Genomic DNA, 23,204 nt, shown 5'->3' on the forward strand with positions numbered 1-23,204 from the left:
CATTCGATGAATCTTGCCTGGGTGGCATCAGGCCGGTCTTGCCGGCAGCACGATGCCCATTGGTTCTGGTGCAAATAGACGGGGATCCATCAGGCGGCAATCGGCGGCGACCCGCACGGGAAACCCGACCTGGGGGCGGATCTGGGTGTCGATGTCGATGCCCGGCGCGACTTCCACCAGGAGCAGTCCGCCTTCATCCAGCGCGAACACGCAACGCTCGGTGATCACGCGCAGTCGGGTGCCGCGCGCGTAGGCGGTCGGGCCGTGCAGGTTGACTTGCTGCAGGCGCTCGACCAGCTTGCGATGCTTTCCTTCGCGCGCAATGCGCAGCAGCGGCTGGCCCTGGCCGTCGTGTTCGATTTCAATCGCCAGCAAGCCGCTGGTCAGCGTTCCGCACAGCAGGATTTTCTTTGTGCGGAAGGTGATGTCGACGAAGCCGCCGGGGCCGCGGATGGTGCCGTCGAAGCGCGCCACGTTGACGCTGCCCTCGGCATTGATCTCGGCAAAGCCGAGCAGGGTCGCGGCCAGTCCGCCGCCATGGTAAAAGTCCAGCAGGTCCGGACAGTCGATGATGGACTGCGGGTTGTAATGCGCGCCGAAGGCGCCGGTCTGGCCGGGCACGCCCATTGCGGGTATTCCGCCCAGCGCGCCGTGCTCGACGCTGAAGGTGATGCGATCGGCGAATCCTTCTTCCGTTGCGACGGAAGGCAGCTGCGACCCGATGCCAACTCCCAGGTTCACCACGTCGCCGTCAGCCAGCTCCATCGCTGCGCGGCGCACGATGATTTTCTGCTGGTCGAGCTTCATCGGTACTGGCGTCGGCGCGTTCTTCAGTTCGCCGGTGAACGCGGGATCGCGTCCCAGTTGGGTCTGGATGGCGGCTTCATCAACCACCACCGCGTCGACCAGGATGGCGGGTATTTCCACCATGCGCGGGTGCAGCGTGCCGCGCGGCACGACCTTCTTGACGACGACAATCACGCGCCCGCCGTTGTTGCGCGCGGCCATGGCCATGTGACGCACGCCGCCGGTGATCGGCTCGTCTTCCAGGCTGATATTGCCGTCTTCGTCGGCGACCGAGCCACGCACGATGGCGACATCGATCTTCATGCTGCGCACGAAAATGCAGTCGCTGCCGGCGACAGTGACGCGCTGCACCAGGTCGGTTTCGGGCGCTTCCCGGTTGACCCGGATCTCGCCGGCTTCCGGCGCGGCGGCCGGGTCGAAGAAGGTGCCGATGCCGGCTTCGGTCAGCAAGCCGGGCGAACGCGCCGCGCATTCGCGCATCCAGCGGTACATCACTCCCATCGGCAGCACATAGGTCTCGATGTCATTGTCGATCGAGGCTTTGACAAAGCGGGGGGTGTCGCGGGCGTTATAGGACGACGCGATCAGGCGCTTGACCATGCCCGGCGCCGCAAGGTGTTCGAAGCCGGTGGTGCCGCCACCCGGCGGCGACCAGCCGCTGCGGCAGGGCGATACCACCGTCAGCGCAGCCGGGCTGCCGGATTGGCTGAACTGCTGCTCCAGCGCTGTCAGCACGGCCTCGGTGGACAACAGCGAGACCACGCCCGAGATGACGACCACATCGCCCGACTGCACCAGTTGCGCGGCCTCGGCCGCTTTCATGATTCGCATGCCGGCCTCAGTCAACCCGGATGTTGGCGCGCTTGACGACATCGGCCCAGCGGGTGATTTCGCTGCGGATGAAGCCGTCGAAATCCTTCGGAGAGTTGGGTACGAACTCGGCCCCCAGTCCACTCAGGCGTTCCTTCATGTCCGGACTGGCCATGATCTTCGCAATTTCGGCGTTGAGCCGGGCCACGATCGGTGCCGGGGTTCCCTTCGGCGCCAGTAATCCGGCCCAGGCCACGGCGGAATAGCCGCTCACGCCGCTCTCTGCAACGGTCGGCAGGTCGGGGGTTGCCGTCGAGCGCTTTTCGGAGCTGACTGCAAGCGCGCGCAGGCGGCCCTGCTTGACCTGGGGCAGCGCGGTCACCATCGATGCGAACATCATATTGACCTGGCCGCCGAGCAGGGCGGCTTCGGCCGGGCCGCTACCCTTGTAGGGCACGTGCACCATGTCCAGCCCCGCCATGCTGGCAAACATTGCCGCCGCCAGGTGCTGGGACGAGCCGTTGCCGCCGGAGGCGTAGTTCATCACGCCGGGTTTGGACTTCGCCAGCGCCAGCAACTCCGCCACGCTGTTGACAGGAACCGAGGCGTGCACCACCAGCATGCTGGGCTGGGTCAGCAGCAGCATGACCGGTTCGAAATCGGCCAGCGTGTCGTACGGCAGCTTCTTGTACAGGCTGACGTTGCTGGCATGGCCGGGCGCCACGATCACCAGCGAGTAGCCGTCCGGCGCCGACTTGGCCAGGGCTTCGGAGCCGACGATGCCGTTGGCGCCGGCCTTGTTCTCGACCACGACCTGGGTGTTCAGCGCTGGTCCCAGGCGCTGGCCGATCAGGCGCGCCACGACGTCGGTGGTGCCGCCAGAGGCGAAGGGCACGATCACGCGGATCGGTTTGGCGGAGGGCCAGCCTTGCGCCATGGCCGGCAAGGAATTCAGGGCGAGCGCAGCCAATGCGCCGGCCACGAGGGTGCGGCGATCAAACAGTTTCATGTTGGATCCTCAGGAAGTAGGGGGGCGGCTGGCTTTGCCAGCCGAAGTTGCTGCTGTCAGTCGGCCCTGGCGCCGGATATCTCGACCAGTTTTTTCCAGTGCGGGATTTCCTTGGCGATGAACTCGCGGAACTGGGCCGGGGATCCGGGTGCAGGCTCGGAACCCTGGTCGGCCAGCAGCGACACGGTTTCCGGCTGTTGCAGGATCTTGTTGATCGCGACGTTGAGCTTGTTGATGATTTCGGGCGGAGTTTTGGATGGCACCAGGATGCCGTTCCACAGTGCGACTTCGTAACCGGGCAGCGCTTCATTGATGGCAGCGACGTCCGGCATGGTGGCGGAACGCTTCTTGGTCGTGATGCCGATCGCAGTCAGCCTGCCGCTCTTGATGTGCGGCAGCACGTCCACCAGCGGCGAGAACATGGCTTCGATCTGTCCGCCCAGCAGGTCCAGGATCGCCGGGCCGCTTCCCTTGTAAGGGACATGCAGCATCCTGGTGCCGCCCATGCTGTTGAACAGCGCGCCGGCGATATGCAGGGATGAGCCGTTGCCGGCCGAGCCATAGCGAACGTCATTTTTCGGGTCGCGGGCATAGGCCAGGAATTCGGCCAGGTTCTTGACCGGCACCTTGGCATTTACTACCAGCGCATTCGGGATGTAGGCGACCTGCGACACCGGCGCCAGATCACGCACGAAGTCGTACGGCAGCTTGCTGTACAGGCTGACGTTGGTGGCGTGGGTGCTGGTGGCCAGGAAGATGGTATGGCCGTCCGGCGCTGCCTTGGCGGCGTAGTCGGCGCCAAGGTTGCCACCGGCGCCGCCGCGGTTCTCGACGATCACCGTCTGGCCGATTTCGGCCTTGAGCTTGGCCGCCAGCATGCGGCCGGTCACATCGGTGCTGCCACCGGGGGCGAACGGAACCACCAGGGTGACCGGTTTGGACGGCCATGGCGCTTGCGCCGAGGCGCCCTGGGCCATGAAGAGGGAACTGACTATCAATGCACTGACGATTTTCATAACGGGCCGCATGCTTGTCTCCATTGTTATCTGTTGCGTTGGAAGTCGTTGTAGTTCTGCTTCTTGTGCTGGCATCTTAGCGACGGGACCTGCTGGCGACGATTGCCGATTTGGCCGCGGCTTATGCCTTCTTGTTATTGCTCCTCTTGCCGGCATCCATCTGTGGAGGTGGGGCCGCTAAATGGTGTCGTTTGGCCGGCCTCAGTTCACCGGCGTCAACAGCGGCTGGCCGGCGAAATGGCGGGTGGCGTTGTCAATGAAACGTTGTACCGATGCCTGGATTGCTTCCGGCGAAATGCCGCCGATATGCGGCGTCAGCGTGGCGTTCTCCATGCCCAGTAGCTGCGCCGGCGGTGTCGGCTCGCCCTCGTAGACATCGAGCGCGGCGGCGAACAGGCGCCCGCTTTCAAGGGCGTCGGCCACTGCCTGGGTGTCCACCAGCGTGCCGCGGGCGATATTGACCAGCACCCCCGATGGCCCGAGCGCAGTCAGCACTGCGGCATTGATGATGTGGTAAGTCTCCTTTCCTCCCGGCGCGGCGACCACCAGGAAGTCGGCCCACTCGGCCAGCGCCTGCACATTCTCGAAAAAGCGGTAGGACACGCCGGCTTTGGGCGAACGGTTGCAGTAGCCGATCTCCAGGTCGAAGGCTTCGCCGCGGCGGGCGATCTTGCGGCCGATTTCGCCCAGCCCGAGTATCCCCAGGCGCTTGCCAGAAAAATGCGGCGGACGCGGAATGTCGTCGCGCCAGATGCCGTCGCGAACCATCCGGTTCAGGGTTGGAATGCGGCGCACGGCGCCCAGCAGCAAGGCCATGGCATGGTCGGCGACGCAGGTGTCGTTGGTGCCGGCGGCATTGCACACGCGCACGCCGCGCGCAGTGGCGTGCGCGACCTGCACGTTTTCAAAGCCGACACCCAGCGTGCAGACGATTTCCAGCTTCGGCATGGCATCGATTTCCTGGGCCGTCAGGCCGTTTGTGCCATTGGTCAGGACGACCCTGATGTCGGCGCCGCGGGCCGCGATCTGGGCGGCGCCGTTGGAGCGGTCACGGCCCAGTCCTTCGTTGGGCGCATAGATCATGTCGAAGGATTCGGCGACCAGTTGCCGGTGTTCGGGGGTGATGTAGACGAGTACGAGTAGCAGAGGTTTCATGGAATCGCGGGAACAGGATTGACAGGAAATTCAGTTTGCATTTTGTGGCGGAGGCCATGTCCGGCGTCATCTCCGGCGTCATCTCCCGCGTGCGCTGTCGTGCGCATTGCGCGATGACGCCAGCACGCAGCCGGGATTAAGCAGGCCATTTGGATCGAGCGCATTCTTGATCGCGTTCATCAGGTTCATGGCAACCGGGCTCTTGTGCAGCATCAGCGCATCGCGCTTGACGATGCCGATGCCATGTTCGGCCGAGATCGATCCGCCATGTCCGGTCGCCGCTGCGTACACCATGGAAGTGATGCGACCCTCATGCAGCCGGATCCATGATGTGCTGTCGGCCTGTTCCGGCGCCAGGAAGTTGTAATGCAGGTTGCCGTCCCCGAGATGGCCGAAATTCACCAGCCTTATGCCGGGAAAGGCTTGCGCTATCGCCTGGTCGGTGGCATCGCAAAAAGCCGGTATGCGCGAGATTGGCAGCGCGATGTCATGGCGCACGTTCAGGCCTTCCTGTGCCTGCGCCAGCGTGATGGTCTCGCGCAGATGCCAGATATCGTGCGATTGCTGCAGGTTTTCAGCGACCACGGCATCGGTCGCCAAGCCGCTGTCGAGTGCGGTTTCCAGCAGCCGTTCAAGCACGCCGCGCGCATGGGACGCATTCTCGCTGTCGGAAAGCTCCAGCAGCACTGTCCATGGCGCGGCCGGCAGCGGCTGGCGCAGATCAGGAAAATGCCGACGCACCAGTTCCAGCGATAGCGTGTTCATTACCTCGAACGCAGTCAGGGCCGGGCCGGCAGTATCCTGCGCCTGGCGCAGCAGGGCGCTGGCCTGGGCCAGGCTGTCGCAGGATGCCAGCGCGGTCATCACCGCGGCCGGCCGCGGATAGAGCTTGAGGGTGGCGGCGGTGATCACGCCCAAGGTGCCTTCGCTGCCGATGAACAGGTCGCGCAAGTCATAGCCGGTGTTGTCCTTGCGCAGGCCGGACAGCCCGCTCCAGATCTCGCCGCTGGCGGTGACCACTTCCAGCCCCAGGCACAATTCGCGCGCATTGCCGTAACGCAGGACCTGGGTGCCGCCGGCATTGGTGGCAAGGTTGCCGCCTATGGTGCAGCTGCCTTCGGCTGCCAGGCTGAGCGGAAACAGCAACGCGGCCTGTTCGGCCGCCGCCTGCACGGCCTGCAGCACGCAGCCTGCTTCCACCGTCATGGTCAGGTTGGCCTGGTCGATCTCGCGCACCCGGTTCATGCGGCCCATGCTGAGCAGCACCTGGGTGCCGCTGGCATCGGGCACCGATCCGTTGACCAGTCCGGTGTTGCCTCCCTGCGGCACCAGTGGCACGCCATGCAGCGAACAGGCGCGCACCACGGCAGCCACTTCACGGGTAGAGCCCGGTCGTACCACTGCCAGCGCCCGGCCGCGATGGCGGCGACGCCAGTCCTGCTCGAAGGCGGACAGGTCGCCATCGACCAGGACGTGGGTGTTGCCGACGATCCCCCGCAGTGCGGCCAGGACCGGATGGTTGGCGCTGGCCGTTGTCATGGTCGACGCAACTCAGCGCTGGCCGTCGCCAACCGAGATTTCTTCCACCCGCAGCCCGCCGAGCCGTTCGTGGATACGCGGGCCGGTCGACATGGCCAGCGCGAACAGCAACTCGTTGGGACGTGGCGAATCGGCAATGCTCACTTCCATCGTGTTGAAATGGCTGCGGATGTAGCAGGCCACGATGTGATGCAAGGGCACGTGCAGCCGGCTGCCGGCGGCGCCGACGAACTTCGCGGCCGGGACGATCGACCTGGCATTGGTCAGGACGGCGCGCATGGCCCAGCCACCCGCTTCATGCCACATGGCGCCGTGCTCGAGTTCGCCATTGGTGCCGACGATGGCACCCTTGCCGTAGGTCTCGATCTTGTCGTTGCCGCCCAGGGCCGCGATCAGTTCCGGCACCAGTTCGTTGGCCAGCACCCGGCCATCTTTCACAAAGCTGGCCAGCTCTTCAGCGCTGGCAAAGCGGCCGGCGAAGGGGTTGTTGACCACGACAGCGATCACGCCCAGTTGCAGCGGTTTGGCCGCAACCGGTCCGCCTTCGTGATAGACGGTTTCGACATTGAGGACTTTCTTGCGGATCTGGATCTGGGACATGGCTTTCCTTTTTTGGTTTTGTGATGCGTTGCCAGTTGTTGGCTGGCGTTACGTTATTTTTGGATGGGTTATCCGGTTTTTTCAGGCAGCCGCGGCCGGGTCGGACGGTGCTGCCCCGAATTCGACGCCGGCCCATTCCTCGAAATGCCTGATGGTGGCGATGTTGTCCTTGGCGCCGTCGCCCTGCGTGATGGCGAAGGCGAGGAACTGCCGTGCTGCGGGTCCGATCTGCATCGGCACGCCCAGCTTTTCCGCTTCATCGATGCACATCTTGACGTCCTTGTGCAGCAGTTCGGTGGTGAAGCGCAGCGGGAAATTGCGGTGCAGGACGCACTGTGGAATCCGCTCCTGCGTCGAGAACGAGCGCCCGCTGGAAGCATTCAGGACGTCCAGCATGGTTTGCGGGTCGAGGCCGGCCTTGGCGCCGTACACCAGCGCTTCGCAACTGGCGACCATGCTCACCGCGTACAGCGTGTTGTTGATGATTTTCATGGTCTGGCCATTGCCGGGCGCGCTTCCCATGTAGAAGATGTTCTTGCCCAGCGTGCGCAGGATCGGTTCGACTTCCTTGAACACACTCTCGTCGCCGGACGGCATGATGGCCAGCGTGCCTTTTTCGGCAGCGACGGTGCCACCGCTGACCGGAGCGCCGAGGAAGCCGATGCCCTTGGCCGCAAGCGCGGCAGCAACTTCATTGGTGACGCTGGGTCCGGTGGTGGACAGGTCGACCACCATCCTCACAGCCTTGCCTTCAATGACGCCGCCAGGTCCGCACGCAACCTTGCTGACCGCTGCCGGCATCGGCAGGCACAGCAGCACCACGTCGCAGCGATTCGCCAGGTCGAGCGTGCTGGCTGCTGGTGCGGCGCCTTTCTCCTGCAGCCGCTTCATTGCCGCGTCGCTGGTGTCGAAGACAGACAGGTCATGGCCGGCGGCGAGCAGCCGTGTTCCGAAATGCACGCCGATGTTGCCCAGGCCGATGAGTCCGATTTTCATGCGCTAGCTCCCATGCGTGACGATGCCGGGCCCGATGCGCAGCGAATTCGTCTTTGGTGCAATCCTATGGGTACGAGGCCGGCTTGTCCTATTCCGTTTGTGGCGCAGGGTATAGCCTGGTGTTAAATCAGTTCGCGCAGGATTTCGATGAATTTGTCGGCATGGGTGCCGTGATGGTCGAACACGGTGCGGGCGATGCTGGGTTCGAGCGGGATCTCCTCGATCAGCGGCTTGACCTGCAAGCCGGGCCAGACTGCGCCCCTTGCAGTGTATTCGTCGACGATGGCGGCGCCAGCTCCGGCACGGGCCAGGGAGCAGGCGATTTCCGTCTGCAGCACCGTCACATGCGGGGTCAGGTGCAGCCCCGCGGCTTCGAAAGCGGATGCGACCATGCGCCCGAACTGGATGCTGGGGTGGTGCGTGATGAGCGGGAAATCGATCAGGTCGGCCAGGCTTACCTCGTCGCGCCCGATCAGCGCGTGGCCGGCTGGCAGCACGCACACCATGCGCCCCCTGGTCAGCGATTCGACCTTCAGGTGGGGATGGTCGAGCGGCAGAACGGACACGGCCAGGTCGACCTTGTTGCTGAGGACTTCGGCAGCCATGCCATGCAGCAGGGTGGTGTGATAGTTCACCCGAATGTGCGGGTAGCGTTCGACGAACAGTGAAATTGCGGCCGGCACCACCAGGTAGCTCAGGCAGGGACTGGACGAAATATCGAGCGTGCCGGACGGGCCGCGGGCAAGGTCGCTGGCGAAATCGCTGACCCGGACCGCGTGCTGGTAGAAGTCGTCGACTTCACGGAATAGCGCTTCGCCTTCCGGTGTCGGCACCAGTTTGCCTTTGGTGCGGTTGAAGAGCTGGTAGCCGAGGGACTGTTCGGTATGGGACACGATCCGGCTGACCGCCGGTTGGGAAATGAACAGCATCTTGGATGCGCTGTTGATAGAGCCGGTAAGCATGACGGCGCGGAATACTTCCATCTGGCGCAGCCGGAATTTCATTGTCTCTCCCGTGATCTGAATATTTTTTGTATGGCGAAGTGCCGTGGCAGGCATCCTGGTTGCAGGGTGCGTTGCGGTCGCCATTGTTTGTATCGGATGGTAATTCAAATTCGATGGGGAGCAGGGGGAATCTGGCGAGGGGGCGTGCCCGGCAGGCCCTCGCGTTCAAAGTCACTCACCCACGGCTGTGGGTAGTAATCGGCCTTGAAAAGGTGTCTTGAAAGTCAGTCTTGAACGGCAGGGAAGGGCCAATCGCACTGTGCGCTGCAGCACGGAATTCAGTCAAAACGGCGTCTTCAATCCCAGCCGCAAGCGCCGCCCGGCCCCCCATCCATCCGGAAACTCCTCGCTCTTCCGATCGAAAAGGTTGTCCACTGCGAGGAATGCCTGCGTGGAGCGCGTCTTCCAGCTCAGCATGACGCCGGTCTCGGCATAACCGCCCAGGCCGGCGGCGGCGCCGGCGCCGGCAGTGTCGTAGCGGCGGCCGAACCAGGTCAGGCTGGCATGCACATGCAGCGGCCCGTACAAGGGCATTGCGAATCCGCCCGTGGCTTGCTGGCGCGGTCGGAAGCGCAGGTCAAGCCCGCTGTCGGGATCGTAGGAGGCGATGCTGGCGGCGTGCAGGTAGGCTGTGGCGCCGCTGGGCCAGCGGCGCGACACGCTGGTTTCGACGCCGCGCATGTAGACCCGGGCGCGATTCACCAGGCTGGGCGGCGGTCCGCCATCAAAATCCATCATGTCTCGGTAATAAGCCTGGAACAGGGTCATCCTGGTCCGCCAGTGAGCGTGCTCGCCATTGGCAAAGAACAGTTCCGCCTGCTGGCTTTTCTCGGGGCCGGCCTCGGCGTTGCCACCGTATGGATGGCCCATCGCATAGAAGCCGGGCGAGCGACTCGCGCGCGACATCGACAATCCGGCCAGGGGACCGGATTCCTGCGGCCGGTAGACCACGCTGATGGCCGGCTTGCGCAGGGAGCCGAATTCCGCGCTCTGCTGCTGTTTCAGGCCCAGCCGTACGGTCCATGGCCCGAAGGACTTGTCCGCGCGGCCGGCAAGCAGGCTGCCGGGCCGGTTTTCGTTGTCGCCAAGCAGGGGCAGGCCGGCAATCGCGGGAGCGGAGGGATAAGGGGCGGGAGGCTGATCCTTGAGTTCGACCTGGAATTGCCAGCCAGCCGTGTTGCTCCATCCGAATGCCTGGCCCGGGGGAGGCTTGCCTGCGGCGGGCCAGGCCAGTCGCTGGGACTGGCGCAGCCAGGGCCGGAGCATGTCTTCGCGCAGGGTTTGCGGCTGCAGTGTGAAGGCATCTCCAGCGGCTGCTGCCAGTACCGGGGACGCGAGAAACAATGTTGCCAGAAACGCTGGCAAGCATGCAGGCAACCATGTTGGCAACCAGTGGACACCCGCATGCGGCAGGCCGGCAGGCAGCTTGCCGCCATCGGTTCGCACGCTGCAGTCAGGCCGCAGTTTCATGGCGTCCCCCTTTCTGCTGTGTTACTTCATGGCTTCATGTTGGCCTGAGGGGGTTTGCGTGGTTTGCGCAGGCGCAGATCCGTCGCCTGCCGGATGTCCGAATGGCAAGGATGGTGGTGGTGGGCGCCGCCAATTCTCGGCCGGCAAGGCCAAGGGGGGCTGCAGATGGTAGAATGCCCGGTTCTGCTCATCTGCCGTTTTCAAGGGTTTTCTCCGTGCTTTCCACCGCAAACATCACCATGCAGTTCGGCGCCAAGCCGCTGTTCGAAAACATTTCCGTCAAGTTTGGCGACGGCAACCGCTATGGCCTCATCGGCGCCAATGGTTGCGGCAAGTCGACTTTCATGAAAATCCTCGGCGGCGACCTCGAACCAAGTTCAGGCAACGTCTCGCTCGACACCAACGAACGGCTGGGCAAGTTGCGTCAGGACCAGTTCGCATTCGAGGACATGCGGGTGCTGGATGTGGTGATGATGGGCCACGTCGAGATGTGGGCCGCCATGACCGAGCGCGATGCGATCTACGCCGATCCGGAAGCCACCGACGACGACTACATGCGCGCGGCCGACCTGGAAGCGAAGTTTGCCGAATACGACGGCTACACCGCCGAAGCGCGCGCCGGCGAACTGCTGCTTGGTGTCGGCGTTCCGATGGAGCAGCACCAGGGGCCGATGAGCAACGTCGCGCCCGGCTGGAAGCTGCGGGTGCTGCTGGCCCAGGCGCTGTTCTCCAATCCGGACATCCTGCTGCTCGACGAGCCGACCAACAACCTCGACATCAACACGATCCGCTGGTTGGAAGATGTGCTGAACCAGCGCAACTCGACGATGATCATCATCTCCCATGACCGTCACTTCCTGAACCAGGTCTGCACGCACATGGCCGACATGGACTACGGCACGCTGAAGGTCTATCCGGGCAATTACGACGATTACATGCTGGCGTCGACGCAGGCGCGCGCGCAGCTGCTGTCGGCCAATACCAAGGCCAAGGAAAAGGTTGCCGAGCTGCAGGACTTCGTGCGGCGCTTTTCCGCCAACAAATCCAAGGCGCGGCAGGCCACGTCGCGCGCCAAGCAGATCGACAAGATCAAGATGGAGGATATCAAGCCGTCCAGCCGCGCCACTCCGTTCATCCGCTTCGAGATGGAGAAGAAGCTGCACCGGCTGGCAGTCGAGACGATCGGCATTTCCAAGGCCTATGACCGGCCCATCTTCAAGAACGTCAGCATGGCGGTCGAGGCTGGCGAGAGGATTGCCATCATCGGCGCCAACGGGGCCGGCAAGACGACGCTGCTGCGCTGCATCGGCGGCCCGGAAATCTGCGGCCTGGCGCCGGACAGCGGCATCGTGAAATGGGCGGAAAATGCCGATCCCGGCTACATGCCCCAGGATCCGACCGAAGAGTTCGCCGTTGACCGTGACCTGACCGACTGGATGGGGCAGTGGACGCGCGAAGGGGACGACGACCAGGCTGTGCGCTCCATCCTTGGCCGCCTGTTGTTTTCCGGCGACGAGGTCAAGAAATCGGTGCGCGTGCTCTCGGGTGGCGAGAAGGGCCGCATGATCTACGGCAAGCTGATGTTGGGCCGGCACAACGTCCTGCTGATGGACGAGCCGACCAACCACATGGACATGGAGTCGATCGAGGCCCTTAACATCGCGCTGGACAAATATGTCGGCACGCTGATCTTCGTCTCGCACGATCGTGAATTCGTCTCCTCGCTGGCGACCCGGATCATCGAGATCAAGGATGGCGAAGTGATCGATTTCCAGGGCGGCTACGAAGATTACCTGCGCAGCCAGGGCATCGAAGCCTGATCCTGCTGGTCCATTGTCTGACGGGAAACGACGGCAAGCCGGGGGGGCATCACGCAGATCCCCCCAGCTTGCTTGCCTTTGGTACTCAGGTAGTACTGATCGCGTCTTCAGGGGCTGGTTTCATGTTCAGCAGCGAGTCGATCCGGTCCCGCAAGCCGAGCGCCGTTTCCGTGTCGCGGCTTTTGAGCACCGCTTCCAGGAAGGGCGTTCGCAGTTCGCGAAAGTCGTCGATCGAGCCGCATTTCTCGACTTTGAGTTGCAAGGCGTAGCCGCGCAGGCCAAGCGTGGCCTTGATGGCTTCGCTGAAAAACTGGTAGATCGCTGCGTATTGGGTCTGACCCGGCTGGAGCAGGTCAGTCGCAACTGGCTGCGCAGGTGGGGCCAGGCCAGGGGAGGAAACAGGCGGCGCGCCAGCCTCCGTTTCCGCCACCGCCCCTTGATGCGAGGCGATGAACTCGCCAGCAAGCAATTCCTCGAGCACCTCTCCGGTTACGCCGATCGTTGCAAACTTCGCGAGCAGGGCCTCCCCGGTGGTCTTGCCATCCACCAGCAGCAGGATGCTGCGGATCCGGGACGGCAGTTGATAGCGGCGGGTCGCAATTTCTTCACGACCCTTTTCAGTCTTGTCAAAAACAAGTTGCATCATGGGCGCACGAATTCCTTTAACTGGTTGTGTGTTGTCTCCATACAGTCGCTCCATTCATTGTTCTTGGACATCGGGATTGCGACCGCCTGCTTGCGTGCCCAGTATCCACCCAATCTTTCCAAGCGTAAATATGAGCGACTGCTTTATCATGTCGGGTTCGCACAAATGGGCCTTTGCCACTTGAAAACGGTCCTCGCAGTATCATGTAGGCTGCGCAATGAGAAATATCGGCGCATTGCACCTTAATCACGACTTGTCGCTTTCACCATGCAAACGATTTCCCTGAAGTCTGTCGAGTTCGAACGGCCACAGATGCGCGGCGGCATCAGCTGCACAGCCTCTGCCTGGGCGCGCGTACCGGCACTGCCAACGCCAGCAGAACGGGTAGCCCTGAAGGATCGTATCCGCCGCCTGCTCAAGGAGCGCCATGCGGTCCTGGTCGCCCACTATTACGTCGACAGCGACCTGCAGGACCTGGCCGACGAAACCGGCGGCTGCGTATCCGACTCGCTCGAAATGGCGCGTTTCGGACGCGACCATCCTGCCCGGACCCTGGTAGTCGCCGGGGTGCGCTTCATGGGCGAGACTGCAAAAATATTGAGTCCCGACAAGACGGTGCTGATGCCGGACCTGGATGCGACCTGTTCGCTTGACCTCGGCTGTCCGGCCGACGAGTTCGCTGCTTTCTGCGACCAGCATCCCGACCGTACCGTCGTGGTGTACGCCAACACCAGCGCACAGGTGAAGGCCCGTGCCGACTGGGTGGTGACGTCGTCGATCGGCCTCGAAATCGTCGCGCACCTGCACGCGCAAGGCAAGAAGATCCTGTTTGCGCCGGACAAGCACTTGGGCAGCTACATCCAGAAGATGACCGGTGCCGACATGCTGATGTGGCAAGGTTCCTGCGTGGTCCATGACGAATTCAAGGGCGTGGAGCTGGAACTGCTGAAGCGCGAGCATCCGGACGCGCTGGTGCTGGTGCATCCGGAATCGCCGCCGTCCGTGGTGGCGCTGGCCGATGTGGTTGGCTCGACTTCGCAGATGATCAAGGCGACGCAATCGCCGCTGCATGACAAGTTCATTGTCGCCACTGACACCGGCATCCTGCACAAGATGCGTCTGGCAGCCCCCGGCAAGCAATTCATCGAAGCGCCGACCGCCGGCAACAGCGCGACTTGCAAAAGTTGCACGCATTGCCCCTGGATGGCGATGAACAGCCTGGAGAACCTGGCCCAGGTGCTGGAAAACGGCGACAACGAGATTTTTGTGGATCCTGAAATCGGCCGCCGCGCCTATGTCTCGATCGACCGCATGCTGGCGTTTGCCGAGAGCCTCAAGCAGAACACCCGGCCGGGTGCCGACCTGGCGAAGGAAGAAGCCTTGTTCGCCGGCATCGGTCCGGCATGAGCACCCTGAAAAATCCGCATACGCCATTCGATGTGGCGCTGGCGGCTGCGTTTGAACGGAACATCGCTGCGGCACTGGCCGAGGATGTCGGTTCCGGCGACCTGACGGGCTTGCTGGTGCCTGCTGACCAGCAAGTCGACGCTCGGGTGGTGGTGCGCGAGGAAGCGGTGCTGTGCGGCGCCCCGTGGTTCGAAGGCGTCATGACGCAGGTCGATCCGCGCATTGCAATTCAATGGCATTACGCCGAGGGCGACCTGATGGCGCCCGATACCCCGGTCTGTTCCATCCATGGTCCGGCACGCGCCTTGCTGACCGCCGAGCGCGGCGCGCTCAATTTCCTGCAGTTGCTATCGGGTGTTGCGACCGCGACGCGTCGTTACGTCGACCTGGTCCGCGGCACCCGGGCCGTCGTGCTCGATACCCGCAAGACCTTGCCCGGCCTGCGGCTGGCGCAGAAATATGCGGTGCGTGTCGGCGGTGGGGCCAATCAGCGGCTGGCACTGTATGACGGTATCCTGATCAAGGAAAACCATATTGCTGCAGCGGGCGGGATTGCCAGTGCGATGAAGGCTGCGCACGCGATCAAGGCCGGTGTTCCGGTGCAGATCGAAGTCGAGAACCTTGACGAGCTGCGCCAGGCACTGGCAGCCGGGGCGACCTCGGTCCTGCTGGACAATTTCACGCTGGCGCAGATGCGGGAAGCGGTAGCCATCAACGGCGGCCGTGCCCTGCTGGAAGCGTCGGGCGGCGTCAACGCACAGACTTTGCGCTCAATAGCAGAGACCGGCGTCGACCGCATCTCGGTTGGCAGCCTGACCAAGGATGTCAAGGCGACGGATTATTCGTTGCGGGTGCTGTAGGGCGCTTGCCTTGGCGCAGTGCTAATTGCGTAGTCCGCCGCAACGCCACGAATGCACCCTCCCCTTGAAAGGGACGGAGCGTAATTGGCACGCGTCGTTTCCCGCCCTCACTGCGGTATCGCAAGCTTTTGCGGCAGTAACGCGCGGGCGGGGAATTAAAAGCATCAAGCGTGCCTCTAACCGCCAGTTCAATATTCAGGGGTAGTCATGCCCGCCGACAGCAAGCCAGCCAAGCCCATACCGGAATCCCCGCCGCAAGTGAAGGAAGGGCAGGGCGCATCCGAAGGGTTTGCCGCCGACACGCTCAACCTTCTCAGCGAGCACAAGGGCAAGCTTGCGGTCGGTGCGGCGGCTGCGCTCGGCCTGATGATCCTTTACAACTGGCGCGAGAAATCTCTGGCAGAGGAAGATCCGGAAGCCTACGCCCGGCTCAAAAAGTTCACCGCGCCGTTCAAGCCGGCGGACGAGATCGAGCAGGAAGAATTCGAGCGCAAGATGCGCGAACAGGCCGGGACAGCGTCCCCCTGAACGACTTCATTTGACTGGCTTGGCGGGCGGCGTCACGCCGTCATGTCCCCGCCGCCGCGCTGGTTGCAGGTTTCTCCTGCTTATTCCTTGTCAGTCCGATGCTCTCGCTTCATTTCCTTGCGGTGAATGCGCTTTGGATGGCGTGGCTTCGTGCTTGAGGCGGCACCTGGAGTCGCCTGGCTTGCACCCGAAGTCGATGCCTGATGCCGCGCCTTGATTTCCTCGGCGCGTTTCTCGACATCCCGGACTTTTGCCGGATCGGTGCTTTCCGAAATTCCTTCCAGCGGAGCATTCTGCGCAAACGCAGAGGCGCCAAGCGCCAACATCGAGATCAGCAGCAATTTCTTCATGAATCCCTCCAGTTAAAATGAAAATGAGCAGGTTGGCTTGAGCGGGACGGGTAGCGGCGGGCCAGGCTCGGTCCGGCCATTGCGCTCGACAGATTTTTTATTGCGGAATCAGCACAAGCAGGATGAATGACAGTCCGGCCAGCATGCCGGCCAGCAGCAGCATCACGATCAGAGGAATTTTCATGGGTGTTCCTTGTCGGTTCGTCCTCATTTGAGGGAGCCATGGCGAAAGCGTTCCAATCGACGCGCTTTGATCGTGCGATGTGTCAGTTCTGGATGGCGAGCGCAGGTTTTTGCCCGATCAGCGCCCCTTGTTCTTGCTCCTTTATTCCGTTGTCAATTATCAAAACGACATTAATTCATATCGTGAAAATGGAATCGTTCGACAATCACTGACAACTCGGGGGAAGCGAATGGAGACTGAACGCAAATATGATCCGGACAACCTGCTGGCGTCGTTGATCGGGCAACTGAAATTGAAAAATGACGCAGCGTTGTCGCGGGCGCTCGAGGTGTCGCCACCGGTCATCAGCAAGATCCGTCATCGCCGGCTTCCGGTGACCGGATCACTGCTGATTCGAATGCATGAGGTCACCAAGCTCAGCATCGGCGAACTGCGTGGCCTGCTCGGCGATCGCCGCAACAAGTTCCGCATCAGTGACAAGCATTTCAAGCCGAAGTCAGCGGGGCAACTGCAGGCAAGCCAGTGATATGGATGCAAGCCGACACATCAAGTCATCGGACGCTGGCCAGGCTTGGCGGGCTCGCGCATCGCCGGGCAGGATGACAGGGCTGGCGTCGACGCTGTTTTCGGCCATGCTGCTGGGCCTTGTGCCGGGGCCTGCGGCCGCGGCCAGTCTTGGTGACATGTTAGGCGCCCTGACCGGGGGCAACGGTGATTATGGCCGGGGGCGCGACCTCAACGATGCCTTGCGCAGGCTGGCAGCGCAGATGAACCGCAGCATGCCGCAGGATATCGACAAGGAATTCCGGCTGGACCGGGTCACTGCCGAACCCGGCGCGCAACTGGTCTATCACTACACCTTGCGTGAAAGGCGGGCCGCAGACGTGCCTCCCGCGGTCTTGAACCAGCAGATGGCGCCAGTCGTGCGGCAAAGGCTTTGCCAGGACCCGCAGATGACCAGGCTTCTCGACAGCGGCGCCGGCGTGGCTTATTCGTATCGTGGCAGCGACGGCATCGAGATCGGCAAGCTCTCGTTCCGTCAGCAGGATTGCAGCAAGAAAGGTTGACCTGAGCTGATGCCGCCGTCCAGACGATGCGCCATGAGCGCCATGTCCGCGATGTCAGCTATCGTTCTCCCAACCAGGAAGCCACCATGGGTTTCAAATGCGTCAGTCGCTGCGAACGTCGCTGCAAGCGTGGTTGTCAACGTGGTTGTCAACGCGGTTGCCAACGCGGTTGCCAACATATCCTGCTTTCATGCCTGTGCGGCCTGCTGTTTGCGTGCACGGTGGAAGGCCCGGGCGTTCCCAGTTCCGGCTCCAGCAATGGCGGGGTGACCATGCGTGAGGTCGTCGGCGACTTTTGTCCGCCGGCACAGGCGATGAAGGGCAATTGCTGAAAGCCTTGTGCCGCACGCCTTGGCCGTACTAACCGACCTCGCGCCCCGTATTCTTGCTATTGATCGCGCGCAATTTTTCCCATTCATTGCGTGGCTATGATTGCTCCATACCCGTGCCGCATCGCGACACGGGCTGCGGGTTCAGCCAACCCGGTCAACGTGGAGAAAACATGTCACAGCGCCGCCGTTCCACCTTCGCCCGCATCCGGAATTACTACCGCATATTCCGCCTGCATTCGGGTCGCGTGCGCTCGCTGTACTTCGCGCTGAGCCTCGCCTTGTGAGGCCCTGGCTCCAGATCGCTTTTCAATCAAGCTCGTAGCGCTTTAGTTCCTCCAGCGAGTTGATGTTGCGGAACGCCGATTCGTCGGGGAATTCGACTTCGACGGTCGCCAGGCTGGCATACCAGGCATCGATCTTCCGGCCGCCGCCGTGCAGGTAGGCTTCCAGGTTCGGCAGCAGTGTCGTGCGAACCAGGCAGAACACCGGGTGCGGCTGGCGCTGCTCGCCGCTGCCGGTGACCGCTACCGCAATGTCGGCATGCTTTTCCTCCAGCGCATGGGCCAGTCGCTCCACCAGATCCAGCGGCAGGAAGGGCGAATCGCAGGGTGCCGTGACCAGGAATTCGGTTTCGCAATGGGACAGTCCGGTATGCAGCCCGGCAAGCGGGCCGGCAAAACCGCCGATCTGGTCCGGCCAGACTTCCACGCCGAACGCTTCGTAAGGACCCAGGTTCTGGTTGGCGTTGATCATCAAGGTGCCGACCTGCGGTTGCAGCCGCATCATCACGTGCAGCGCCATCGGTGCGCCACGGAATTGCTGCAAGCCCTTGTCGACTGTGCCCATGCGGGTGCCGCGTCCGCCGGCCAGGATCAGGCCGGTGATCTGATTGAGGTCCATTATTGGGTATATCTTTCGTGTGGTTGGTTCGCGCGAGCCAATATAACTGATTCAGCGCGCTGATTCGGCGGCGCGACAGTCATGGCTGCAATTGCAAGCACCTTGATGCTCTTTGGTTTAGACTGATCGCGCACTATATTGGAGACGCGATGAGTATTTCGGTTGAAGCAGTCCGGTCGGCATTGAGCCAGGTAATTGACCCTAACACCGGCAAGGATTTTGTCAGCGCCAAGGCGGCGAAAAACATCAAGGTCGAGGGCAACGATGTGTCGCTCGACGTCGAACTCGGTTATCCGGCCAAGAGCCAGCTCGACATGCTGCGCAAGATGGTGATCGCGGCGGTGCGCGCGATACCGGGGGCCGGCAATGTCAGCGTAAACATGCAGTCGAAGATCGTGGCCCATTCCGCGCAGCGCGGCGTCAAGCTGTTGTCCAACGTCAAGAACATCATTGCGGTGGCATCGGGCAAGGGCGGGGTCGGAAAGTCGACCACCGCGGTGAACCTGGCGCTGGCGCTATCGGCCGAGGGTGCCTCGGTCGGCTTGCTCGACGCCGACATCTATGGTCCGTCGCAGCCGATGATGATGGGCATCACCGGACGGCCCGAATCAGTTGACGGCAAGACCATGGAGCCGATGGAAAATCACGGCCTGCAGGTGTCGTCGATCGGCTTCATGATCGACCCCGACGAGCCGATGGTCTGGCGCGGACCGATCGTGACGCAGGCGCTGCAGCAACTGCTGGAGCAGACCAACTGGCGCGACCTCGATTACCTGATTGTCGACATGCCGCCCGGTACCGGCGACATCCAGTTGACGCTGGCGCAAAAAGTGCCGGTGACCGGCGCGGTCATCGTCACCACCCCGCAGGACATCGCCCTGCTCGACGCCCGCAAGGGACTGAAGATGTTCGAGAAGGTGGGCATTCCCATCCTCGGCGTGGTGGAAAACATGAGCGTCCACATCTGCTCCAACTGCGGCCACGCGGAACCGATCTTCGGCGCCGGCGGCGGCGAGAAGTTGTGCGCACAGTACGGCGTTGACTTCCTCGGTGCGCTGCCGCTGACGATGTCGATCCGCGAGCAGACCGATTCCGGCCGCCCGACCGTGGTTGCCGATCCGGATGGACAAGTCGCGCAGATCTACAAGGACATCGCCCGGCGGATCGCGGTCAAGGTCGCCGAAAAGGCGAAGGACATGTCGAGCAAGTTTCCCAGCATTGTTGTCAAGAACGACTAGAACTCGTCAAGAGTCAGGGACCGGATGGAAGAGACAGGGGCAGCACGCGCGACGCGTGCAATGGGTACGATGCGTACATTAAGGATTGCGGTCGTCATGCAGCGGCTGCCGCTGGATAACCGCTGGCAGCCATGGCAGTGGCGGCCGCTCGAGATAGTCGAGATGGACGCATCCTCGTTGCCGGACCAGGCCGCGCCGCGCTGCCTGCTGTCGTCCGACGCCGAGACGCGCTGGCTTTTCGGCGGCTTCGAGGTGGAATTGTTCCGCGACGAAGCCGAGGGCTATTTCCTGAATGTCGATTCGCCCCAGCCCTGCTGGTTCATCATGTGGCGGATGGAAGAGCACGATGGCGAAGCGGACGCGATCGCAGTCCCCAAAACGGTCACGCTTTCCTACAACGAGGCCGCGCGCCTGATGGATGGTGGCGAACGCGTCGAGATCCTGCCTGCGCCGCCGCACATCGTCGGCATGATGCAATCCTTCGTGGACGAATATTACCGGCCCGAGGCCAAGGGAAAACGCCGCAAGCCGTCCTTCGAAGGCGGGGCCGGCGTGGACGCGATGGCGCGGGCCGAGCAGGACATCAATCGTGGCGGCTGACGACTTTTTTTCCCGGTGGAGCCGGAAAAACGAGGAGGCGAGGCTGGCGCGGGAGCTGGACCAGGCGGCGGCTCAGCCTGCTGCACCTGCACCCGATCCGTACGAGGGCCGGCTTCCCACGCTGGAGGATGTGCAACAGGTTTCCATCGACGCCGATTTTTCGCCCTTTCTCAGAAAGGGCGTGGACGAGTCGGTGCAGCGCTCGGCGCTGAAGAAGCTGTTCACCGATCCGCATTTCAACATCATGGACGGACTCGACATCTATATAGATGACTATTCGAAAAGCGATCCGATTCCGCCGGAAATGATGGCCATGCTCCGGCATGCGAAGGATTTGTTCGATCCGCCAGGGCTGAGGGATGAGCGGGTGATGGACATGCTTGAAGCCGCGCCTGCAGCAGAGCCTGAACCAGCGCATGAAGCCGGGCCCGCCCTGGAAGCTGCGTCCGAACCCGCTTCTGTCGATGCCGGGTCCGAAACGACTGCCGGCGCCGGTCCGGATCAGCAACAAGCTGCTGCACCGGTCCCGATGGATGAGCCCGACCCCTTTGAAGACAGCGAGGAAGATCCGGAGCAGCAACGCATCGCCGCTGGCAGCCAGGATGTCGCTGATGATGAAACTGTTCCTGCTGCCCCTGCATCAGTGCAGCTCCCGCAGTCCCCGGCACCACGAGTCAACGAGAATCCAGAGAATCCGCCCAGATGAGCACTCAATACAAAGTCTGCAGTTGCAATCGAACCATGCCGCTGGACGCGGAAGCCGGCAAGGTGCTGGCCGCCGCACTGGGCGAGCCGTCACTGGCAGTGGCGACCGAGCTGTGCCGGCGTGAAGTCGGCAGCTACCTGGGCGCACTGGACGGCGTCGACAACGTGGTGGTCGCCTGCACCCAGGAGCGGGCCCTGTTTTCCGAACTGGCGCAGCAGAAGCAGACCGTGGCGCCCATCCGTTTCGTCAATATCCGCGAAACCGGCGGCTGGGGTGCCCAGGCGCGCGAGGCGCTGCCGAAGATGGCAGCCCTGCTGGCGGCGGCGGCCTTGCCCGATCCGGAGCCGGTGCCGACGGTTGCCTACGATTCCGGCGGGCAGGTACTGATCATCGGACCGGCTGCGCGGGTGCAGAAGTGGGCCGCGATGATTGGCGCGCAACTCGATGTCAGCATCCTGTTCACCGACACGCGCGCCCCGGCCGACATGTTGTCCGAACGCCGGTACCCGACTTTTTCGGGGGAACAGGTACGCGTAAGAGGCTGGCTGGGCGCGTTCGAAGTGGAGTGGACGCAGTCCAACCCGATCGATGCCGAGCTGTGCACCCGCTGCAATGCCTGCGTCGATGTCTGCCCCGAAAACGCCATCAACCTGCTGTACCAGGTCGACTTGTCCAAGTGCGGCTCGCACCGCGACTGCGTCAAGGCCTGTGGCGCCATTGGCGCCATCGATTTCGAACGCGAGGCCACGCAGCGCTCGGGCCAGTTCGACCTGATATTCGACCTGTCCGACGCGCCGCTGCTGAGCATGCACCAGCCGCCGCAGGGCTATTTCCGTCCCGGTGCCGACGACGCCAGGCAGGCTGCGGACGCGCTGAAATTGACGCAGATGGTCGGTGAATTCGAGAAGCCGAAGTTCTTCATCTACAAGGACAAGCTGTGCGCCCACGCCCGTAATGAAAAGCTGGGTTGCAATGCCTGCGTTGAAGTGTGTTCGGCCGAGGCGATTGCCGGGGCCGGCAACCATATCAAGGTCAATCCGAACCTGTGCGTCGGTTGCGGCGCCTGCACCACGGTTTGCCCGTCCGGTGCGCTGGGCTATGCCTATCCCAGGGTTCCCGACCTTGGCCAGCGGCTGCGGACCATGCTGCAAGCCTATGCGCGTGCCGGCGGCCGCCAGCCGGCGCTGCTGCTGCACAGCGACGATTCTGGCAGCGGTGATTCAGGCAGCGAACTGATCCAGCAACTCGGCCGCCTGGCCCGCGCCGGTGGCAAACTGCAGGGCGTACCGGCGCGCGTGCTACCGGTCGCGCTGCATCATGCCGCATCGACCGGGCTCGACGTGTGGCTGAGCGCGGTGGCGTGGGGCGCGCGCAATGTCGCGGTGCTGACCACGCCGCAGGATGCGCCGCAATATGTTGCCGCGCTGCGGAACCAGATGGCGCTGGCGCAGGCGACCTTGAATGGACTCGGTTACGAGGGCGAGCATTTCGTCCTGCTCGAAGCCGGCAGCGCAGCGGAACTCGATGCGGGCCTGGCACGCATCGCAGCCAGCGCGGCGAGTGCGGCAGCAACATTGCCGGCGCAGGCCGCCACCTTCAATGCCGGCGCCGAGAAGCGCACGACGCTGGAGTTCGCGCTCGACCACCTGTACAAGCATGCGCCGCAAGAGGTGGAATCGATTGCGCTTGCGGCCGGTGCTCCGTGGGGGGCGGTCGCTGTCGACACTGCCAAGTGCACGCTTTGCATGTCGTGCGTCGGCGCCTGTCCGTCGTCGGCGCTGATGGACAATCCCAACCTGCCGCAGCTGCGATTGGTCGAGAAGAATTGCGTGCAGTGCGGGCTGTGCGAGAAGACCTGTCCGGAAAATGCGATCAGCCTGATTCCCCGCCTTTCATTCAGGGAAGAAGCTCGCAACCCGATGGTGCTGAATGAGGCACAGCCCTATCACTGTATCCGCTGCAACACGCCGTTCGGCACGCTGCAGATGGTGGAAAACATGATAGGCAAGCTGTCGCTGCACAGCGCTTTCGCCGGCAATCTCGATCGCATCCGCATGTGCAGCGATTGCCGTGTGATTGACATGATGGAAAACAAAACCGAACTGCAGGTTACCGACCTGAAGCGCCATTAATAATAAGAAACGTGAATCAGAACCGCGA

The 23,204-nt window shown here is 62.9% G+C and carries 22 protein-coding genes; 10 read left to right on the forward strand and 12 right to left on the reverse strand.

All coding sequences use genetic code 11. The features are described from left to right. Positions 1-27: 27 nt before the first annotated feature. The 9 genes from FVE66_RS12130 to FVE66_RS12170 form a co-directional block, all read right to left on the reverse strand. Positions 28-1,638: a CoA-transferase gene (locus FVE66_RS12130; RefSeq protein WP_161993265.1), complete on the reverse strand. Its 1,611-nt coding sequence runs from the start codon at positions 1,636-1,638 to the stop codon at positions 28-30. Between the two features lie 7 nt (positions 1,639-1,645). Continuing rightward, complete coding sequence (locus FVE66_RS12135; protein ID WP_151447671.1) at positions 1,646-2,626, reverse strand: tripartite tricarboxylate transporter substrate binding protein; 981 nt, start codon at positions 2,624-2,626, stop codon at positions 1,646-1,648. Positions 2,627-2,682: 56 nt separating this feature from the next. Beyond that, entirely contained in the window at positions 2,683-3,642 is a 960-nt protein-coding gene (locus tag FVE66_RS12140; protein WP_151447672.1) for a Bug family tripartite tricarboxylate transporter substrate binding protein, read from the reverse strand. A 201-nt stretch (positions 3,643-3,843) separates the two neighbouring features. Continuing rightward, the gene (locus FVE66_RS12145; protein WP_151447673.1) at positions 3,844-4,797 is read right to left on the reverse strand and encodes a 2-hydroxyacid dehydrogenase; all 954 of its coding nucleotides are present in this window, start codon (positions 4,795-4,797) and stop codon (positions 3,844-3,846) included. Between the two features lie 78 nt (positions 4,798-4,875). After that, positions 4,876-6,336, reverse strand: coding sequence for an FAD-binding oxidoreductase (locus FVE66_RS12150; RefSeq protein ID WP_151447674.1), 1,461 nt, complete (start codon positions 6,334-6,336; stop codon positions 4,876-4,878). Between the two features lie 12 nt (positions 6,337-6,348). Further along, on the reverse strand, positions 6,349-6,936 hold the full coding sequence (locus FVE66_RS12155; protein ID WP_151447675.1) for an amino acid synthesis family protein: 588 nt from the start codon (positions 6,934-6,936) through the stop codon (positions 6,349-6,351). 81 nt (positions 6,937-7,017) lie between these two features. After that, positions 7,018-7,932, reverse strand: coding sequence for an NAD(P)-dependent oxidoreductase (locus FVE66_RS12160; RefSeq protein WP_151447676.1), 915 nt, complete (start codon positions 7,930-7,932; stop codon positions 7,018-7,020). 122 nt (positions 7,933-8,054) lie between these two features. Next, positions 8,055-8,936 carry a LysR family transcriptional regulator gene (locus tag FVE66_RS12165; RefSeq protein WP_151447677.1) on the reverse strand — a complete coding sequence of 294 codons (882 nt, stop codon included), beginning with the start codon at positions 8,934-8,936 and terminating at the stop codon, positions 8,055-8,057. A gap of 282 nt (positions 8,937-9,218) precedes the next feature. Next, positions 9,219-10,406: a TonB-dependent receptor domain-containing protein gene (locus FVE66_RS12170; protein ID WP_151447678.1), complete on the reverse strand. Its 1,188-nt coding sequence runs from the start codon at positions 10,404-10,406 to the stop codon at positions 9,219-9,221. 215 nt (positions 10,407-10,621) lie between these two features. On the opposite strand from FVE66_RS12170, the gene FVE66_RS12175 reads away from it, so the two are divergent. Continuing rightward, positions 10,622-12,226 carry an ABC-F family ATPase gene (locus FVE66_RS12175; RefSeq protein ID WP_151447679.1) on the forward strand — a complete coding sequence of 535 codons (1,605 nt, stop codon included), beginning with the start codon at positions 10,622-10,624 and terminating at the stop codon, positions 12,224-12,226. An 85-nt stretch (positions 12,227-12,311) separates the two neighbouring features. Here FVE66_RS12175 and FVE66_RS12180 read toward each other — a convergent pair whose 3' ends face one another. Further along, positions 12,312-12,926: a hypothetical protein gene (locus tag FVE66_RS12180; RefSeq protein WP_241673188.1), complete on the reverse strand. Its 615-nt coding sequence runs from the start codon at positions 12,924-12,926 to the stop codon at positions 12,312-12,314. 213 nt (positions 12,927-13,139) lie between these two features. Here FVE66_RS12180 and nadA point away from each other — a divergent pair, with 213 nt between their 5' ends. From nadA to FVE66_RS12195, 3 genes are all read left to right on the forward strand, one after another. Further along, entirely contained in the window at positions 13,140-14,279 is a 1,140-nt protein-coding gene (gene nadA / locus FVE66_RS12185) for a quinolinate synthase NadA (RefSeq protein ID WP_151447680.1), read from the forward strand. After that, positions 14,276-15,139 (forward strand): carboxylating nicotinate-nucleotide diphosphorylase, encoded by an 864-nt coding sequence (nadC, locus tag FVE66_RS12190; RefSeq protein WP_151447681.1) that lies wholly within the window; start codon positions 14,276-14,278, stop codon positions 15,137-15,139. Before nadA ends, nadC begins: the two co-directional genes overlap by 4 nt. Positions 15,140-15,346: 207 nt before the next feature. Next, positions 15,347-15,667 carry a hypothetical protein gene (locus FVE66_RS12195; protein WP_151447682.1) on the forward strand — a complete coding sequence of 107 codons (321 nt, stop codon included), beginning with the start codon at positions 15,347-15,349 and terminating at the stop codon, positions 15,665-15,667. 80 nt (positions 15,668-15,747) lie between these two features. Here the strand turns inward: FVE66_RS12195 and FVE66_RS12200 are convergent, their stop codons facing one another. Beyond that, positions 15,748-16,017: a hypothetical protein gene (locus tag FVE66_RS12200; protein ID WP_151447683.1), complete on the reverse strand. Its 270-nt coding sequence runs from the start codon at positions 16,015-16,017 to the stop codon at positions 15,748-15,750. A gap of 413 nt (positions 16,018-16,430) precedes the next feature. On the opposite strand from FVE66_RS12200, the gene FVE66_RS12205 reads away from it, so the two are divergent. Together FVE66_RS12205 and FVE66_RS12210 are read left to right on the forward strand one after the other, a co-directional pair. After that, the gene (locus FVE66_RS12205) at positions 16,431-16,727 is read left to right on the forward strand and encodes a hypothetical protein (RefSeq protein ID WP_151447756.1); all 297 of its coding nucleotides are present in this window, start codon (positions 16,431-16,433) and stop codon (positions 16,725-16,727) included. A gap of 1 nt (position 16,728) precedes the next feature. Continuing rightward, complete coding sequence (locus FVE66_RS12210) at positions 16,729-17,268, forward strand: hypothetical protein (protein WP_161993266.1); 540 nt, start codon at positions 16,729-16,731, stop codon at positions 17,266-17,268. A gap of 638 nt (positions 17,269-17,906) precedes the next feature. Here the strand turns inward: FVE66_RS12210 and mobA are convergent. Beyond that, positions 17,907-18,500 (reverse strand): molybdenum cofactor guanylyltransferase MobA, encoded by a 594-nt coding sequence (gene mobA, locus FVE66_RS12215; RefSeq protein WP_151447685.1) that lies wholly within the window; start codon positions 18,498-18,500, stop codon positions 17,907-17,909. 149 nt (positions 18,501-18,649) lie between these two features. On the opposite strand from mobA, the gene apbC reads away from it, so the two are divergent. From apbC to FVE66_RS12235, 4 genes are all read left to right on the forward strand, one after another. Then, complete coding sequence (gene apbC / locus FVE66_RS12220) at positions 18,650-19,738, forward strand: iron-sulfur cluster carrier protein ApbC (protein WP_151447686.1); 1,089 nt, start codon at positions 18,650-18,652, stop codon at positions 19,736-19,738. A gap of 69 nt (positions 19,739-19,807) precedes the next feature. Then, complete coding sequence (locus FVE66_RS12225) at positions 19,808-20,338, forward strand: DUF3305 domain-containing protein (RefSeq protein ID WP_151447687.1); 531 nt, start codon at positions 19,808-19,810, stop codon at positions 20,336-20,338. Then, positions 20,328-21,044 (forward strand): DUF3306 domain-containing protein, encoded by a 717-nt coding sequence (locus tag FVE66_RS12230; RefSeq protein ID WP_241673189.1) that lies wholly within the window; start codon positions 20,328-20,330, stop codon positions 21,042-21,044. Before FVE66_RS12225 ends, FVE66_RS12230 begins: the two co-directional genes overlap by 11 nt. Beyond that, complete coding sequence (locus FVE66_RS12235; protein ID WP_151447689.1) at positions 21,041-23,176, forward strand: 4Fe-4S binding protein; 2,136 nt, start codon at positions 21,041-21,043, stop codon at positions 23,174-23,176. Before FVE66_RS12230 ends, FVE66_RS12235 begins: the two co-directional genes overlap by 4 nt. Positions 23,177-23,204 lie beyond the last annotated feature (28 nt).

It is taken from the genome of Lacisediminimonas profundi, from assembly GCF_008831265.1.
In the GTDB taxonomy this organism is placed as follows: Bacteria; Pseudomonadota; Gammaproteobacteria; order Burkholderiales; family Burkholderiaceae_D; genus Lacisediminimonas; species Lacisediminimonas profundi.

Bases quoted from the DNA above. Each gene is read 5' to 3' on its own strand.
- FVE66_RS12130 (WP_161993265.1), bottom strand. From the start codon at position 1,638: ATGCGAATCATGAAAGCGGCCGAGGCCGCGCAACTGGTGCAGTCGGGC.
- FVE66_RS12135 (WP_151447671.1), bottom strand. From the start codon at position 2,626: ATGAAACTGTTTGATCGCCGCACCCTCGTGGCCGGCGCATTGGCTGCG.
- FVE66_RS12140 (WP_151447672.1), bottom strand. From the start codon at position 3,642: ATGAAAATCGTCAGTGCATTGATAGTCAGTTCCCTCTTCATGGCCCAG.
- FVE66_RS12145 (WP_151447673.1), bottom strand. From the start codon at position 4,797: ATGAAACCTCTGCTACTCGTACTCGTCTACATCACCCCCGAACACCGG.
- FVE66_RS12150 (WP_151447674.1), bottom strand. From the start codon at position 6,336: ATGACAACGGCCAGCGCCAACCATCCGGTCCTGGCCGCACTGCGGGGG.
- FVE66_RS12155 (WP_151447675.1), bottom strand. From the start codon at position 6,936: ATGTCCCAGATCCAGATCCGCAAGAAAGTCCTCAATGTCGAAACCGTC.
- FVE66_RS12160 (WP_151447676.1), bottom strand. From the start codon at position 7,932: ATGAAAATCGGACTCATCGGCCTGGGCAACATCGGCGTGCATTTCGGA.
- FVE66_RS12165 (WP_151447677.1), bottom strand. From the start codon at position 8,936: ATGAAATTCCGGCTGCGCCAGATGGAAGTATTCCGCGCCGTCATGCTT.
- FVE66_RS12170 (WP_151447678.1), bottom strand. From the start codon at position 10,406: ATGAAACTGCGGCCTGACTGCAGCGTGCGAACCGATGGCGGCAAGCTG.
- FVE66_RS12180 (WP_241673188.1), bottom strand. From the start codon at position 12,926: ATGGAGCGACTGTATGGAGACAACACACAACCAGTTAAAGGAATTCGT.
- nadA (WP_151447680.1), top strand. From the start codon at position 13,140: ATGCAAACGATTTCCCTGAAGTCTGTCGAGTTCGAACGGCCACAGATG.
- nadC (WP_151447681.1), top strand. From the start codon at position 14,276: ATGAGCACCCTGAAAAATCCGCATACGCCATTCGATGTGGCGCTGGCG.
- FVE66_RS12195 (WP_151447682.1), top strand. From the start codon at position 15,347: ATGCCCGCCGACAGCAAGCCAGCCAAGCCCATACCGGAATCCCCGCCG.
- FVE66_RS12200 (WP_151447683.1), bottom strand. From the start codon at position 16,017: ATGAAGAAATTGCTGCTGATCTCGATGTTGGCGCTTGGCGCCTCTGCG.
- FVE66_RS12205 (WP_151447756.1), top strand. From the start codon at position 16,431: ATGGAGACTGAACGCAAATATGATCCGGACAACCTGCTGGCGTCGTTG.
- FVE66_RS12210 (WP_161993266.1), top strand. From the start codon at position 16,729: ATGGATGCAAGCCGACACATCAAGTCATCGGACGCTGGCCAGGCTTGG.
- mobA (WP_151447685.1), bottom strand. From the start codon at position 18,500: ATGGACCTCAATCAGATCACCGGCCTGATCCTGGCCGGCGGACGCGGC.
- apbC (WP_151447686.1), top strand. From the start codon at position 18,650: ATGAGTATTTCGGTTGAAGCAGTCCGGTCGGCATTGAGCCAGGTAATT.
- FVE66_RS12225 (WP_151447687.1), top strand. From the start codon at position 19,808: ATGCGTACATTAAGGATTGCGGTCGTCATGCAGCGGCTGCCGCTGGAT.
- FVE66_RS12235 (WP_151447689.1), top strand. From the start codon at position 21,041: ATGAGCACTCAATACAAAGTCTGCAGTTGCAATCGAACCATGCCGCTG.